Source organism: Saccharothrix coeruleofusca, assembly GCF_014648515.1.
Taxonomy (GTDB): Bacteria; Actinomycetota; Actinomycetes; order Mycobacteriales; family Pseudonocardiaceae; genus Actinosynnema; species Actinosynnema coeruleofuscum.
Map to the genome: position 1 here is coordinate 180,961 of NZ_BMRG01000004.1, position 14,669 is coordinate 195,629.

At 72.1% G+C, this 14,669-nt stretch carries 12 protein-coding genes; 9 read left to right on the forward strand and 3 right to left on the reverse strand.

Annotated elements, in window-relative coordinates:
• The 3 genes from IEZ00_RS12960 to IEZ00_RS12970 all read left to right on the forward strand — a co-directional run.
• On the forward strand, positions 1-696 hold a 696-nt coding region (locus IEZ00_RS12960; protein ID WP_229795560.1), incomplete at its 5' end, for an oxidoreductase.
• Positions 697-1,024: 328 nt separating this feature from the next.
• Positions 1,025-1,861 carry a spermidine synthase gene (locus IEZ00_RS12965; protein WP_189223476.1) on the forward strand — a complete coding sequence of 279 codons (837 nt, stop codon included), beginning with the start codon at positions 1,025-1,027 and terminating at the stop codon, positions 1,859-1,861.
• Between the two features lie 41 nt (positions 1,862-1,902).
• Positions 1,903-4,215 carry a catalase gene (locus IEZ00_RS12970; protein WP_276530104.1) on the forward strand — a complete coding sequence of 771 codons (2,313 nt, stop codon included), beginning with the start codon at positions 1,903-1,905 and terminating at the stop codon, positions 4,213-4,215.
• A 136-nt stretch (positions 4,216-4,351) separates the two neighbouring features.
• On the opposite strand, the gene IEZ00_RS12975 is transcribed toward IEZ00_RS12970, so the two are convergent.
• Entirely contained in the window at positions 4,352-4,657 is a 306-nt protein-coding gene (locus tag IEZ00_RS12975) for a hypothetical protein (RefSeq protein WP_189223477.1), read from the reverse strand.
• Between the two features lie 237 nt (positions 4,658-4,894).
• Here IEZ00_RS12975 and IEZ00_RS12980 point away from each other — a divergent pair, with 237 nt between their 5' ends.
• From IEZ00_RS12980 to IEZ00_RS12995, 4 genes are all read left to right on the forward strand, one after another.
• Positions 4,895-5,767, forward strand: coding sequence for a helix-turn-helix domain-containing protein (locus IEZ00_RS12980; RefSeq protein ID WP_189223478.1), 873 nt, complete (start codon positions 4,895-4,897; stop codon positions 5,765-5,767).
• Positions 5,764-5,964: a DUF397 domain-containing protein gene (locus IEZ00_RS12985; RefSeq protein ID WP_189223479.1), complete on the forward strand. Its 201-nt coding sequence runs from the start codon at positions 5,764-5,766 to the stop codon at positions 5,962-5,964. The genes IEZ00_RS12980 and IEZ00_RS12985 overlap by 4 nt, the downstream gene beginning before the upstream one ends.
• A gap of 218 nt (positions 5,965-6,182) precedes the next feature.
• Positions 6,183-8,801, forward strand: a complete 2,619-nt coding sequence (locus IEZ00_RS12990; RefSeq protein ID WP_189223480.1) for a hypothetical protein — start codon at positions 6,183-6,185, stop codon at positions 8,799-8,801.
• A 62-nt stretch (positions 8,802-8,863) separates the two neighbouring features.
• Positions 8,864-9,634, forward strand: a complete 771-nt coding sequence (locus IEZ00_RS12995) for a TetR/AcrR family transcriptional regulator (protein ID WP_189223481.1) — start codon at positions 8,864-8,866, stop codon at positions 9,632-9,634.
• 22 nt (positions 9,635-9,656) lie between these two features.
• On the opposite strand, the gene IEZ00_RS13000 is transcribed toward IEZ00_RS12995, so the two are convergent.
• Both IEZ00_RS13000 and IEZ00_RS13005 read right to left on the reverse strand, forming a co-directional pair.
• Positions 9,657-10,499, reverse strand: coding sequence for a carbohydrate kinase family protein (locus tag IEZ00_RS13000; protein WP_189223482.1), 843 nt, complete (start codon positions 10,497-10,499; stop codon positions 9,657-9,659).
• 25 nt (positions 10,500-10,524) lie between these two features.
• The gene (locus IEZ00_RS13005) at positions 10,525-11,676 is read right to left on the reverse strand and encodes an MFS transporter (RefSeq protein WP_189223483.1); all 1,152 of its coding nucleotides are present in this window, start codon (positions 11,674-11,676) and stop codon (positions 10,525-10,527) included.
• Between the two features lie 147 nt (positions 11,677-11,823).
• Here IEZ00_RS13005 and IEZ00_RS13010 point away from each other — a divergent pair, with 147 nt between their 5' ends.
• Positions 11,824-12,918 carry a M20 family metallopeptidase gene (locus tag IEZ00_RS13010; protein ID WP_189223484.1) on the forward strand — a complete coding sequence of 365 codons (1,095 nt, stop codon included), beginning with the start codon at positions 11,824-11,826 and terminating at the stop codon, positions 12,916-12,918.
• Between the two features lie 306 nt (positions 12,919-13,224).
• A complete protein-coding gene (locus IEZ00_RS13015; protein ID WP_189223485.1) occupies positions 13,225-14,667 on the forward strand; it encodes a family 43 glycosylhydrolase in 1,443 nt (480 codons plus the stop codon).
• Positions 14,668-14,669 lie beyond the last annotated feature (2 nt).

Here is a 14,669-nt window from a genome sequence, read left to right on the forward strand (position 1 = left end):
CTCGCCGACCTCGCCTCGGTCCGCGCCTTCGCGGCCGGGTTCACCGACCCCGTCGACGTGCTGATCAACAACGCGGGGGTGATGATCCCGCCCCTGTCCCGCACGGCCGACGGCTTCGAGCTGCAGTTCGGGACCAACCACCTGGGGCACTTCGCGCTCACGAACCTGCTCCTGCCGCGCGTCCGGGACCGGGTCGTCACCGTCTCCTCCACCGGCCACCGGGTGGGCTCGATCGACTTCGACGACCTCAACTGGGAGCGCAAGCCGTACCGGGCGATGCCCGCCTACGCCCAGTCCAAGCTCGCCAACCTGCTGTTCACCTCCGAACTCCAGCGGCGGCTCACCGGGGTGGGCTCGCCGGTGATCGCCACCGCCGCGCACCCCGGCATGGCCGCCACCAACCTGCTGCGCTCCAGCGGTCGCCGCGGCCTGCTGCACCGCGCGCAGGAGGCGGTCGCCTGCCTGTTCGCGCAGAGCGACGACGACGGCGCGCTGCCCACGCTGTACGCGGCCGTGGCGGACCTGCCGGGCGACAGCTACGCAGGCCCAGGCGGGTTCATGCAAGGCCGCGGCGCGCCCGAGCTGGTCGACCGCGCGAGCAACGCCAGGGACGCGGAGGTGGCACGTCGCCTGTGGCGGGTCTCCGAGGAGTTGACGGGCGTCGCGTTCCCGACCGCGCTGAGCCGCTCGGCCTGAGTTCGGTCGAACCGCCCGCGCGGTCGTGCGCCCGTCAGTGCCGTGTCGCGGTGCACCTGTCGGGCGAAGCGGAGAACCGATCGCGGTGACGACTCATCGACAACCGGTCGTGATGAACCTCAACGCGGGCGGGGCGGTTCACCCTGGCGGCCTCGGCGGTGCTGACGGGCCTGGCCGCGCTGGCCGTCCTGGGCGGGGTGTTCCTACCGGGGTGATCACCTTCACCGACAGCGGGTCGACCTTGACTTGGGGAACCGTGAGGGTCGCCCTCCGACGGGGTCGCGCGACTGGCGCCTCCGGCCGGGTGGGCTGGGCCTAAGGTGGCGGCGTGGAATCCCGCGAGGCCGTGGAGCGCCAGGTGAGGTTCGGCACGGCGCGGCTGGCGCCCGCCCCGTACCGCCCGACCGCCTGGCTGCTCACGGTCGACGGCGTCCTGCAGTCCTGCGTGGACCTGACCGACCCGACGTACCTGCACATGCCCTACGCCACGTGGGCGGCCAAGGTGCTGGACCTGCACTGGCCCGAGGGGGAGCCGGTGTCGGCCCTCCAGGTCGGCGGAGGCGGCTTCACGATCGCCAGGTACCTGGCCGCGACCCGCCCCGGCTCGCCCCAGACGGTCTACGAGCTGGACGGCCCGCTGGTCGACCTGGTGCGCTCCCACCTGGACCTGGACCTGGACGCGATCGCGAACCTCCGGGTGCGCGTCGAGGACGGCGAGCCGGGAGTCCGGCGGACCCCCGACGCCACCGCCGACGTCGTGGTCATGGACGTCTTCCAGGCGGGCACCGTGGCCATCCACCTGGCCGCCGTGGAGTTCCTGCGCGAGATCGCCAGGGTCCTCCGCCCCGGTGGTCTCTACCTGGGCAACATGTGGTCCTCGGCGGAGATGACCCTGCCGCTGCGCGCCGCGGCGTCGCTGGCCGAGGTGTTCCCGCACGTGGTGCTCCTCGCCGAACCGGGCCTGCTGCTGGGCAAGCGGGCGGGCAACGCGGTGCTGGCCGCCTCCGACCGCGAGCTGCCGCACCGGGCGCTGGCCGAGTGGGCGCAGGCCGGGGGCAACCGGGTGTTCTGCCTCTCGGCCGCCCAGCTCACCGCCCTGCGCGGCACCGCGCCCCCGCTCACCGCCGACCACCCGGCGGACGCGGTCACCCCGGTTCCTCGCTGATCGCACCGGCCTCGGCCGCGGTGGGCGTGTAGCTGTCGATCATGGCGGGTATCCACGCGCGAGCACTCGACGAGGAGGACGCGTTGGACTCGAAGAACCCGGCCAAGGTGGTCAAGGACGCGCTGGACAAGGCGGTGGAGAAGATCGCCGAGATGACCACGCCGCCGATCCCCGGCGCACCGGGGTCGCAGCCGCCCTCGCCGGAGCCGCCGTCGCAGCCTCGGGAACCGCTGCCGCCCAAGCCCGACCAGAGCGCGCCCGCCACCGGTACGGCGACCGGCGCTCCCACGGGCGCGCCGCCGACGGCGAGGGCGCAGCAGGGGGAGTACCTGACCACGTCGACCGGACTGCGCCTGCACGACACCGACCACTCGCTCAAGGCGGGCGAACGCGGACCGACCCTGCTGCAGGACCACCACCTGCGCGAGAAGATCATGCACTTCGACCACGAGCGCATCCCCGAGCGCGTGGTCCACGCCCGAGGTGCAGCCGCGCACGGCGTGTTCATCGGTTACGGCACCGCGTCCAAGGTCTGCAAGGCGGAGTTCCTCGAAGAGGGCGTGGAGACGCCGGTGTTCGTGCGGTTCTCCACCGTTGTGGGCTCGCGCGGCTCGGCCGACGCGGTGCGCGACACCCGCGGCTTCGCCACGAAGTTCTACACCAAGCAGGGCAACTTCGACCTGGTGGGCAACAACATCCCGGTGTTCTTCATCCAGGACGGCATCAAGTTCCCCGACATCGTCCACGCCGCCAAGCCGCACCCGGACCGGGAGATCCCGCAGGCGCAGAGCGCGCACGACACGTTCTGGGACTTCGTCTCGCTGCACACCGAGGCCACCCACCACGTGATGTGGCAGATGTCCGACCGCGCCATCCCGCGTTCCTACCGGATGATGGAGGGCTTCGGCGTCCACACCTTCCGGCTGGTCAACGCCGAGGGCGAGACCTCGCTGGCCAAGTTCCACTGGAAGCCCAAGCTGGGCGTGCACTCGCTGGTGTGGGAGGAGGCGCAGCTGGTCAACGGCGTCGACCCGGACTACCACCGGCGCGACCTGTACGACGCCATCGAGGCGGGCGCGTTCCCGCAGTGGGAGCTGGGCATCCAGGTGTTCCCGGACAGCCCGGACCAGACCTTCGAGGGCATCGACCTGCTCGACTCGACCAAGATCGTGCCCGAGGAGCTGGCCCCGGTCCAGCCCATCGGCACCCTGGTGCTCAACCGCAACCCCTCCAACTTCTTCGCCGAGGTCGAGCAGGTCGCCTTCCACGTCGGGCACCTGGTGCCCGGCATCGACATCACCGACGACCCGCTGCTGCACGCGCGGCTGTTCTCCTACCTGGACACGCAGCTGTCCCGCCTGGGCGGCCCCAACTTCAACCAGATCCCGATCAACCGCCCGCACGTGCCGGTCAACGACATGCTGCGCGACGGCTTCCACCAGCACGCCGTGCACACCGGTGTCGCGCCGTACAAGCCGAACTCGCTCGACGGCGGCTGCCCGTTCATGGCGGGCAACACCACCGGCGCCTACATCGAGGTGCCGCAGCCGGTGGCCGCGGCGACGAAGGTGCGGCGCTCGCCTGCGTCTTTCGACGACCACTTCAGCCAGGCGCGGCTGTTCTGGAAGAGCATGAGCCCGGTGGAGAAGGAGCACCTGGTCCGGGCGTTCACCTTCGAACTGGGCAAGTGCTACGAGCAGGCCATCAAGGAGCGCCAGCTGCGCGTGCTGGCCAACGTGGACGCCGAGCTGTGCGCGCAGGTGGCGGCGGGCTTGGGCCTGCCCGTGCCGGAGGCGGACAAGCCCGCGCCCGAGGTCGAGCCCAGCCCGGCGCTGTCCCAGCTCGGCGGGGTGTGGCCGACGGACGGCCGGATCATCGGCGTGGTGGTCGACCCCGAGCACCTCGACGGCGTCCGCGAGGTCACCGCGGCCATCCACGCGGCCGGGATGGTGCCGCTGGTGGTCGCGCCGCACGGCGGCCCGGTCGGCGACGGCCTGCAGGCGCAGCGCACGCTGCTGACCGCGCGGTCGGTGGAGTTCGACGCGCTGCTGCTGGCGGGCAGCCCGCCGCCCGGCGCGGACGCGATCCCGGCCAGGGACGCCAAGACCGGCGACCCGGCCACCGCGACCGCCCCGGTGGACCCGCGCGTGGTGCTGATGGTCCAGGAGTGCTTCCGCCACGCCAAGGCGATCGGCGCGTGGGGCACGGGCGCGAACGCGCTCGCCCTGGCGGGCTGCGCCGCGTCCGACCCCGGCGTGGTCGTGGGCGAGGACGCGGACGAGGTGTTCGCCGCGATCTCGGGGCTGCTGGGCGCGCACCGGGTGTGGGAGAGGTTCCCCGCCACGATCGCCTGATCCGCTCCGGCGGGTGGGCGCCACACCGCGCCCACCCGCCTCCGGCCCTCCGCGAGTCGCGCGCTCACGCACCCCGAACCGAGCGTTCGGACACCGCGAGTCGCGCGTTCAGGTCAACCGGACGCGGCCTGCCCGCTCACGACCGGGGCGGCGTGAGCCACAGCAGGTGCAGCTTCACGTCTTCACCGCCCGCCATGCGCGCGAACATGGCCAGAGCGCTGTCCGGGCTCTGGGTGCTGGTGCGGAAATCCCCTTCGGTGGACACGACCTCCGCGCGGTCGCGGAAAGCCATGCCCCACGCGGCGATCCAGCCGTCGTGCCGAGTGCCGTACTCGTGCGCGATGGCGAACAGCCGGGGAGCGTCGTCCTCGGACAACCCCTTGAGGAAGTCGGCGAACCCGGCCTCGTCCCACAGCGGTTCCAGTTCGGCCAGCTTGTCCATGCGATGTGCCTTTCAGTGGTGAGAAGCCCTGCCGGTGCTCGCAAAGCGCGCGGTTGTCATCGGGTACCGATGAACCCCTGGGTTTGGGACGGCTGGGCACTGCGGGACGAGCGCTCGCATGGAACTTTACGAATGGAATGTTCCATACGGAAGTCGCTCGATGGAAGTAACTCGACGGAGGAGGCGAGTCGCGACCCTGCACACTGAGCGGCGGCCAAGAGACGATGGAGGTGCTCGATGGTTCGCCCGCGGCCCACGATCCGACGCCGCCGAGTCGCTCGCGAGGTGCGACGCCTTCGGGAGGAAGCGGGGCGGACCCGCGATGACATCGCCCGGTTGCTGGAGTGCGGGCTGCCCAAGATCAGCAAGCTGGAGACCTATCGCGCCAACTTCAACCCGTCGGAGTTGATCCGCGTCCTCGACTACCTCGGTACCCCCGACCCCTTGCGCACCCAGCTCATCGAGTGGAATCGAGAGGCCCGTCATCGCGGTCTGCTCCAAGAGCACCCGGAAGCCGCGCCTGAGACCCGCCGGCCCTACATGGCCTTCGAGCAGGACGCCTCCCGGCTTCAGGTGTACGAGTCCGAACTCGTGCACGGCTTGGCCCAGACAGAGGACTACGCCCGTGCCGTGGTGGAGGCGATGGCTCCCCAGATGTCCGACGTCGAAGTACGACGTCGAGTCGAACTCAGGATGGCAAGACAAGCCCTCGTGACCTGTGACGATCCGGTCGACTACTGGTTGATCCTCAACGAGGCGGTCGTCCGCCGCGCGGTGGGCGGTGCGAAGACCATGATCGGGCAGGTGGAGCGACTGCTGGAACTGGCTCGACGGAAGAACGTGACGCTCCAGGTGCTGCCGTTTTCCGCCGGTGCGCACGCTGCCATGTCCTCGCCGTTCACCATCCTGTCGTTCGACAACGACGACGAGCCTCCGATGGTGTACGTGGAGGACGTGTCCCACTCGTACCTGCTGGAGAAAGCAGGACAGCTGGACACCTATAACGTGGCGTTCAACCGTCTGCGCGCCTCGGCGTTGAGCCCCGATCTGTCCTTCGAGCTGTTGCGCACGGCGGCCAACGAGTGGACAAGAGCAGGAGGCATCGCATGATCGACAGCGCTTGTTTCGCCAGCGCTCGCTGGAAGAACGCGAGCAACCACGACGGCAGCTGCGTCGACCTGGCCCTGATTCCCGCCGCGCTGGCCGTGCGGGACTCGAAGAACCCGCAGGGGCCGCTGCTGGCTTTCCCGGCTGAGCGCGGGGCAGCCTTCCTGGCGGCGGTGAAGAGCGGCCGGTTCGACCGCTGAACCCGGCCATGTGCCGTCCCTGTCAACTCGGGCTGAGGCCGCGTCGTCGCCTCTCTCTGCCCCTAAGACGCTTGTGGCGCGTCGTCCGGCACCACTAGAACTGGTCGGACGTCGGTCGATCAAAGGGGATTGCCATGCGCTCGCTGAGCACCCTGTTACCCGCGTTATTGGTGGCGGCTCTGGTCACGCCGATCGCGGCTACGGCTCAGGCTCAACCGGTGCCGGACTCGCCGTCGCCGGGGTGGGTGGTCAGCGGCGCGCGGTTGACGTGGACGGCGCCCGCTCCGGTTCCGCCGGGTGGTGCGGCGGTGGAGTTCTGGAACGGTGACCGGCTGCTGGGTCTGCCGCGCCCGTCCGCTGACCTGCGGACCTACACCCTGGAGTCGGCGGAGGTCGGCGACGCCGCCGACTTGCAGGTGCGGGTGTCGGGCAGGCGCCTGGACGTCGAGGAGCCCGCTTCCCCGTCGGCCGGGGTGATCGCGCCGCTGCCCGCGCCGCTGCCCGCCGGGGAGGTCGATCCCGGCACACCCGGCCCGTTCGCCACCAGCACGGGGGAGTACGAGCTGGACCCGATCAGCGTGCCCGGTTACGCGGTGCCGCTGGAGATGCGGGCCGTGGTGGTCGCGCCGACCGGTGCGCCGGGGCGGCGTCCGCTGGCGCTGCTGCTGCACGGCAGGCACGCCACCTGCTACGACGGGACCACGATCCTGCTGGAGTGGCCCTGCCCGGCACCGTCCAAGCCGATACCCAGCCACCGCGGCTACCTCCAGGCGCAGCGACTGCTGGCCTCGCAGGGCTACGTGACCGTCTCCATCTCGGCCAACGGCGTCAACGCGCAGGACGCGCTGGACCAGGACTCGGGTGCGGGCGCGCGGTCGGCGCTGGTGCGCGCGCACCTGGCCAGGTGGGCGGACTGGGCGGGCCAGGGACGGCCCTCGGCACCCGAGGTCGTCCGGACCGCGCCGGTGGCCGATCCGGGCAGGGTGTTGCTGGTCGGGCACTCCCGTGGCGGCGAGGGGGTCAACCGGGCAGTGGTCGACAGCCTCGTCCCGCCGCCACCCGGCAGCGGCCACGACGAGCCCGCGCGCTGGACGATCAAGGGCCAGGTGCTGATCGGTCCGACGGTCTTCGGGCACAACCCCGCACCGGACGTGCCGTCGGTGACGGTCCTGCCCGGCTGCGACGGGGACGTGGCCGACCTGCAGGGCCAGATGTACGTGGACGCCACCCGCGGTGTCAGCCGTGGAACCGCGTTGCACAGCGCGCTGTACTTCGTCGGCGCGAACCACAACTACTTCAACGCCGAGTGGACCCCCGGTCAGGCGGAGGCCCCGGCCTCCGACGACTTCCGCTCCCCGCCGGAGGACCCGGTGTGCTCGCCGGGCACCGCCACCCGCCTCACGGCCGAGCAGCAGCAGAGCGCGGGCGCGACCTACATCGCCGCGGCGGCGCGCCTGTTCGTCGCGGGTGACCGGCGGGTGCTGCCGCTGCTGGACGGCTCGGGCGCGCGTGCCCCGTCGGCCGACCCGGCGCGCGTGCTCGCCCACGCCGTCGGCGCCGACCGCACCCCGTTCGTCGTGCCCGACGAGACGACCACCGCCGGTGGTGGCGCGCGGATGTGCGCGCAGGTCTCGGCCGACCCGGCCGCGGCGTGCGTCGACCCGGCCGCCAGCCGCCCGTCGCCGCACTTCGTCCGGTTCAACCGCATCGCGTCCGAGTCCGGTCGACTCGCCGTGGCGCTGCGCTGGAGCGCCGACGGGCAGACCGCGACCGCGCGCCCCGGCGCGCCGGTGTCCCTGGCCGGGTCGCGGGAGCTGGCGCTGCGGCTGGCCGTGCCGCCGAACACCACGGCCACCCGCTTCGACGTGGCCGTCACCGACTCGACCGGACGCCGCGCGCGACTGGGCGCGGTGACGCTGGACGGGCTGCCCGCCACCGACCGGGTGTCCGGCCGCTGGGCCCAGGAAGTCCGGGTGCCGCTGCCCGCGCGCGGGATCGACCTGCGCCGCGTCGCCGAGCTGGAGCTGGTCCCGCACGGCGGCGGCGGGGAGGCGTGGCTGATCGACGCCCACGGCTGGGCCCCCGGCCTGCCGGACCCGCGACCGGTGGCGCTGCCGCGTGTCGACGTGGGCGCGCTGACCGTCGAGGAGGGCGACTCCGGCACGCGGACCGTCCGGTTCCCGGTCTCGGTCACCGGGGACGGCGCGGGCTCGGTGCGGGTGTTCGTCCAGGACCAGGGCGCGACCACCTACACCGAGCAGCTGGTGGCGGTCGAGCCGGGACAGCGCGAGCTGGAAGTCCCCGTTCAGGTCACCGGCAACACCCGGTGGAGCTTCGACGCGCGGCGCACGGTCGTGGTCAAGGCCGTGCGGGGCGCGGTCGTCGGCCGCTACGCGGGCAGGTTGACCGTGCCCAACGACGATCCGCGACCGGTCCTCACCGCCACCCCGGTCACCGACGAGGTCTCCGAGGGCGGCACCCTGCTGTGGCGGTTGACGCTGTCCGCCGCGGCCGACTCGAACGTCTCGGTCGGCGGCCTTCCGGTGGCCCCCGGCGGGGTCGAGCTGTCCACCACCGACGTCGACGAGACATGGTTCCGCGAGCGCGTCTTCCAGGAGGAGCCGCTGCCCTCGCGGCCGCTGTCGACCACCGGGTTGCAGGACAGCACCGTCTTCCTGCCCGGCGACGTGAGCGAGGACCTCTTCGTGCCGACGGTGATTGACGGGGAGGCCGAACCGGTCGAGCGGGTTCGCTTCGACCTGCCGAACTCCGCGCCGGACGCCCCCGGCATCTCACTCGTCGGCGCGGTCGCCGACGGCGCGCCGGACGGGCGGTGACCGCAGGCCCTGCGCAACGCGCATTGCGTAGGGCCTACGGAGTGGGTTCCTATGATGGTGTCATGGTGGAGAGCAGCGGCAGTGGCGATCCGGCGCGCACGATCGCCATGCTGTGGGGCACCCGACAGCTCCCGCGACGCGGACCCAAGCACACCCTGACCACCGCGCGGGTGGTCGCCGCCGCCGTCGAGCTGGCCGACGCCGACCAGGACCTGGCCGCGCTGTCCATGCGCCGGGTCGCGGAAGCGCTGGGCGTGGGCACGATGTCGCTCTACACCTACGTCGCGTCCCGCGAGGAGCTGGTCGAGGCCATGCTCGACAAGGTCTACGGGGAAGCCGTCGAGCAGCTGGGCGCACCGGAGGACAGCGGTTGGGAAGAGGGTCTGCGCCGGGTCGCGCGGGTGAACTGGGACCTGTGCATGCGCCACCCGTGGGTGCTCCAGGTGTTCACCGGCCGTCCTCCGCTGGGACCGCACGCGACGGCGAAGTACGAGCGGGAGCTCAGCGTGGTCGAGGGCATCGGGCTCACCGACGTCGAGATGGACGCCGTGATCACCCTCGTGCACACCCACGTCGAGGGGGTGGCCCGCCGCCGGGTCGAGGCCGACCGGGTCGTCCGCCGCACGGGCATCACCGACGAGCAGTGGTGGCGCGAGGTCGAGCCGTTCGTCGCGGAGGTCATGGACCCAGCCCGGTTCCCGATCTCGGCGCGCGTGGGCCAAGCGGCCGGGCAGGCGCACCAGGCGGCGCACAACCCGGAGCACGCCTACACCTTCGGGCTGGACAGGCTGCTCAAGGGCGTGGGGGCGCTGATCGAGGAGCGCTCCGCCTGATCGACCGCGGTGCCGCCGAACTTCAGTCCAGTGGTGCCAGCTCGGGGGAGGCCAGGCAGCGCGCGGCCTGCGCCGCCCCGGCCGCCAGCGCGCCCGGCACGTCGGCACCGCCCAGGTGCGCCACGAGGTAACCGGAGAAGAAGGCGTCCCCGGCCCCGTTGGTGTCCACGATCCGCTCGACCGGTGCGGCGGCCACCCGGTGCACCGCGCCGTCCACCGCCGCCACCGCGCCTTCGGCCCCGAGCGTGGCCACCGCGGCCCTGCGGGAGGTGATGAACCGCATCAGGTCCGCATGGGTGGCCATGCCGTCATCGTTGAGGAACACGTGGTCGGCGGCGTCGACGAAGTCCTGGTGGAACGCGGAGGCACCGTCGTAGTCGTGCAGGTCGCACCATACCGGCACGTCGGCGGTGCGGGCCGCGGCCAGGAACGGGCGCGCGTGGTCGGCGAGGTCGACCACGGCCGCGTCGGCACCCGCGAGGGCTTCCAGCGCGCGGTCGTCGTGCCGGGGGGAGCGCAACCGCGGCAGCTCCAGGTAGATCGAGAGCCTGCCGCCGCGCGGGTCCATCAGGTTGAGGTGCCGCTCGGTGGCACCGTCGATGACCTCGGCGATCACCTCGACGCCCGCGGCCCGCAACTTGTCCAGCACCAATCGGCCCGCTTCGTCGTCGCCGACCACGGTGCGCAGCGTCACCCGCGCGCCCAGTGCCGCCAGGTTGAGCGCCTTGCCCGCGGAAGTGCCGCCGAGGGCGAACCAGTGATCGGAGGCGAACACGGCGTGCGGTCGGGGCTCGGGCAGCTTCTCCACAGCCACCAACTGGTTCCAGGACACCGGACCTGCGATGAACACCTTGGGCTCGCGCATGGCGCTCATTGTGGCCGTGTCGCGCTCAGGTCGTCGCGCCCGGCGGGTCGACCGACAGCTTGCGGGCCCCGAACCCGGTCCAGGCCAGCGCGGCGGCGGTCACCGCGAGCACCCCGGCCGCGCCGAGGCCGCCCGCGACCAGCCCGACCACGCCAGGCAGCACGACCTGCCCCGCGCGGTTGCCGGTCAGCCGCAGCGACATCGCCCGGCCGCGCATCCCCGGCGGCGCCGACTCGGCCAGCCAGGACATCGTCAGCGGCTGGCCCACGCCCAGGCCGAGCCCGGCGACGACCACGGCCACCGCCAGCGCCCACAGCGGCACCGGCAGCGCCGCCACACCCAGTCCCGCCGCGCCCAGCGCGGTGCTGACGATCAGCAGCCGCTTGCGCCCCACCAGCGGCGTCAGCCTGCCCAGGAACAGCCGCGAGGTCATCGACGCGGCGGCCCGCAGTCCCAGCAGCACCCCGACCGCACTCGCGGCCAGGTGCCGCTCCGCGCCCAGCGCGGGCAGGTAGACCAGCGAGATGTCCACCGAGGCCAGCACCACGCAGCTGGTCAGCAGCGCGCGTGGCAGGCCGGGCAGGCGCAGCAGCGCGGCCCACCCGCCGGATTCCGCTGTTCGTCCACCACGAGCCGGGGTGCGGCGGACGAACAGCGAGCCCAGCAGCAGCACGCCCGACAACACCGCGCCGCCCACGAAGATGGCGCGGGTGTCGGGGATGGCGCGGCTGCCGCCCAGCACCGGGATCAGCAGCGGGCCGACCAGTTGGCCCAGCGAGGCGGAGAAGGTGTAGTAGCCGAACGCCGCGTCGAACCGGCCGGGCGCGGAGCTGTTGGCCACCAGCGCCTGCTGCCCGACCATCGCGAACAGGTGGCCGGTGCCCAGCAGCGCGCTGGCCGCGAACAGCCCGGCCACGCCGCCGTTGGACGGCAGGAATCCCAGGCACGCCACCGTCATCAGGGCGGCGCCCGCGACCAGGGTCCACCGTTCGCCGAACCGGTCCGCCCAGTGGCCGGCGGGCAGCGCCACCACCAGGGGCACGAACGCGAAGGCCGCCGACAGCGCGCCCAGCCACGTGGCGGGCACGTCCAGCTCCAGCGCGCGGTAGGAGGCGGTGGGGCGCAGCAGGAAGATCACCACCTGGGTCAGCGCCGAGTGCGCGAACACCGCTACCACCGGTCCACACCCCCGTCGCGGGCGAGGCGCTGCCCACGCGCCGCGCGATGGACGTGGACGAACAGCGACGCAGATCCGGTCATGTAGTCATCCTCTCTATAGGTTATAACCTAATCCGCTCCACCCTCGACCGGGCACCATGGCGCAGTGGAGTTGGACACGTTCCTCCCGCTTGCCGAGGAGTTGCTCGCCATCCGGTCGACCGCCGACCGACCCGATGACCTGCACCGCGCTCTGGACTTCGTGCTGGACGTGGTCGGCACGGGGTTCGCGGTGGAGCGCTTCGAGTCCGACGGCAAACCCAGCGCGCTGGTCCACCTCGGCGGGTCGCGGCCGGAGTTCCGGGTGATCCTCAACGCCCACCTCGACGTGGTGCCCGGTGCGCCCGAGCAGTTCCGCCCGCGCCGGGAGGGCGACCGCCTGCACGCCCGAGGCGCGCAGGACATGAAGCTGTCCGCGCTGGTGCAGGCACTGGTCTTCCGGGACGTGGCGGCAGGGTTGCCCTTCCCGGTCGCGCTCCAGCTGGTCACCGACGAGGAGGTCGGCGGTCGCGACGGCACGCGCCACCAGTTGGAGCGGGGTGTGCGCGGGCGGTTCGTGGTCATCGGCGAGCACAGCGGGCTGCGCCTGGTGACCGAGTCCAAGGGGCTGCTCAACGCCCGCCTGCGCGCGACCGGGCGCAGCGCCCACAGCGCCTACCAGTGGTTGGGGGACAACGCGCTGCTCAAGGTGATGCGGGCGGTGGACGGGCTGCTCGCGGCCTACCCGGTGGCGACCGGCGAGGCGTGGCGCACCACGGTCAACGTCGCCGGGGTCGAGACCACCAACACCGCGTTGAACCAGGTCCCGGCCGACGCGACGGCCTGGCTGGACATCCGGTTCCCGCCCGAGGACGCCGACTTCGACGGCCGCTCGGCGCAGGAGGTCGCCGCCCACCTCGCGGCGCTGTGCCCGCCGGGCGTGGTGGTCGAGGTCGACCAGGTGGAACCGCCGCACCGGGCCGATCCGGGCAGCACCGACGTGGCGGCGCTGCGGCGGGCCGCGCGGTCCCAGGGTTACTCGGGCGACTTCCTGCGCAAGCACGGGGCCGCGGACTCCCGCTTCTACTACCAGCGCGGCGTGGACGCGGTCATCTTCGGCATCGGCGGAGACGGCCAGCACGGTCCGGACGAGTGGGCCGACCTGACCACCGTCGTGCCGTACTACCGCGCGCTGGCCGCTTACCTCCGCGCCATCGCGTGAGCGTCCACCGCCCCAGGTCGACCTTGAAGTGAAGGCGAAATTCAGGGTATCGGGGCTGTTAGCGCTAACAGTGGGATGCGGCGGATCTCGCCAGCGGATTTCCCCTGGATTCCGGGCGAAGTACTCCATTCGACACCGTTCGACGTCTCCGTCGAATACGTTCGACAGGGAAGTCGAAATCGGTCGAGGAAGGTGAAGTGTTGACACGGTGCTGGAGGCACCGTTACGAATGAGGGCGTCCGTCCACGTCGAGCGGTCACTCGGCTCGTCTCGGAGTGTTAGCGATAACAGCGGGAGGAACAGCCGATGAGCGTGCGCCTCTTCCGGCGGGCGGCCGTGCCGATCGTGGTGGCGGTGCTGGCCGCGGCGGCCGTCGTCGCGGTTCCGACCGCGCAGGCCGCGCCCGCCGTGCGGTACACCAACCCGCTCGCGAACAATCGCGCCGATCCGCACATCTTCAAGCACACCGACGGCTACTACTACTTCACCGCGACCGCCCCGGAGTACGACCGGATCGTGCTGCGCCGCGCGACCACTCTGCAAGGTCTGGCGAGCGCGGCGGAGACGGTCATCTGGCGCAAGCACGCCAGCGGCGAGATGGGCGCGCACATCTGGGCGCCCGAGATCCACTTCATCAACGGCAAGTGGTACGTCTACTTCGCCGCGGGTCGTGCGGACGACGTGTGGCGCATCAGGATGTACGTGCTGGAGAGCTCCAGCGCCAACCCGCTGACCGGTTCCTGGACCGAACGCGGCCGCATCACCACGCCCTGGGACACCTTCTCCCTGGACGCTTCCACGTTCGTCGCCAACGGTGTCCGCTACCTCGTGTGGGCGCAGCAGGAACCGGGCATCAGCACCAACTCCAACGTCTACATCGCCCGCATGGGCGCGACGCCGTGGACGATCACCGGGGCGGTGACGCGGCTGGTGGTGCCGACGCTGGCGTGGGAGACGCGTGGCTACAAGGTCGCCGAGGGGCCTGCGGTGATCCAGCGCAACGGGCGGCTGTTCCTGACCTACTCGGCCAGCGCCACCGACGCCAACTACTGCCTGGGCCTGCTCACCGCCCCGGCGTCGGCCGACCCCCTGGACCCGGCGGCGTGGACCAAGTCGCCGAACCCCGTGTTCGCCAGCAACACCGCCACCGGCCAGTACGGTCCGGGGCACAACTCGTTCACCGTGTCCGAGGACGGCCAGAGCGACATCCTCGTCTACCACGACCGCAACTACCGCGACATCTCCGGCGACCCGCTCGACGACCCCAACCGCCGCACCCGCGTGCAGAAGCTGTACTGGAACGCCGACGGCACGCCGAACTTCGGCATCCCCGTGCCCGACGGCGTCACACCGGTCCGGCTCAAGGCCCACGGCACCGAGTCCTTCGTGCGCCACTACGACTTCCAGGCACGGGTGGAGGCCGACGTCCGGCTGCTGGCCGACTCGCAGTTCCGGATCGTGCCCGGCCTGAGCGGGGCGGCGGCGGTGTCGCTGGAGTCCACCAACTACCCCGGCTACTACCTGCGGCACCGGGACCACCAGCTGTGGGTGGAGCGCGACGACGGCACCGCGACCTTCCGCGCCGACGCCACCTTCACCCGCCACGCCGGACTGGCCGACAGCGCCGGGATCTCGTTGGAGTCGCAGAACCTCCCCGGCTACTACGTGCGCAACGACAACCCCCGCCTGGTGCTGCGGACCGCCTCCGACGCGCCCGGACGAGCCGCCGCCACGTTCACCCTGGAATGACC

Coding starts and splice junctions, on each gene's coding strand:
- IEZ00_RS12980 (WP_189223478.1), top strand. CDS start 4,895: ATGGTTCGCCCGCGGCCCACGATCCGACGCCGCCGAGTCGCTCGCGAG.
- IEZ00_RS12995 (WP_189223481.1), top strand. CDS start 8,864: ATGGTGGAGAGCAGCGGCAGTGGCGATCCGGCGCGCACGATCGCCATG.
- IEZ00_RS13000 (WP_189223482.1), bottom strand. CDS start 10,499: ATGCGCGAGCCCAAGGTGTTCATCGCAGGTCCGGTGTCCTGGAACCAG.
- IEZ00_RS12975 (WP_189223477.1), bottom strand. CDS start 4,657: ATGGACAAGCTGGCCGAACTGGAACCGCTGTGGGACGAGGCCGGGTTC.
- IEZ00_RS12970 (WP_276530104.1), top strand. CDS start 1,903: ATGGCGGGTATCCACGCGCGAGCACTCGACGAGGAGGACGCGTTGGAC.
- IEZ00_RS12985 (WP_189223479.1), top strand. CDS start 5,764: ATGATCGACAGCGCTTGTTTCGCCAGCGCTCGCTGGAAGAACGCGAGC.
- IEZ00_RS13015 (WP_189223485.1), top strand. CDS start 13,225: ATGAGCGTGCGCCTCTTCCGGCGGGCGGCCGTGCCGATCGTGGTGGCG.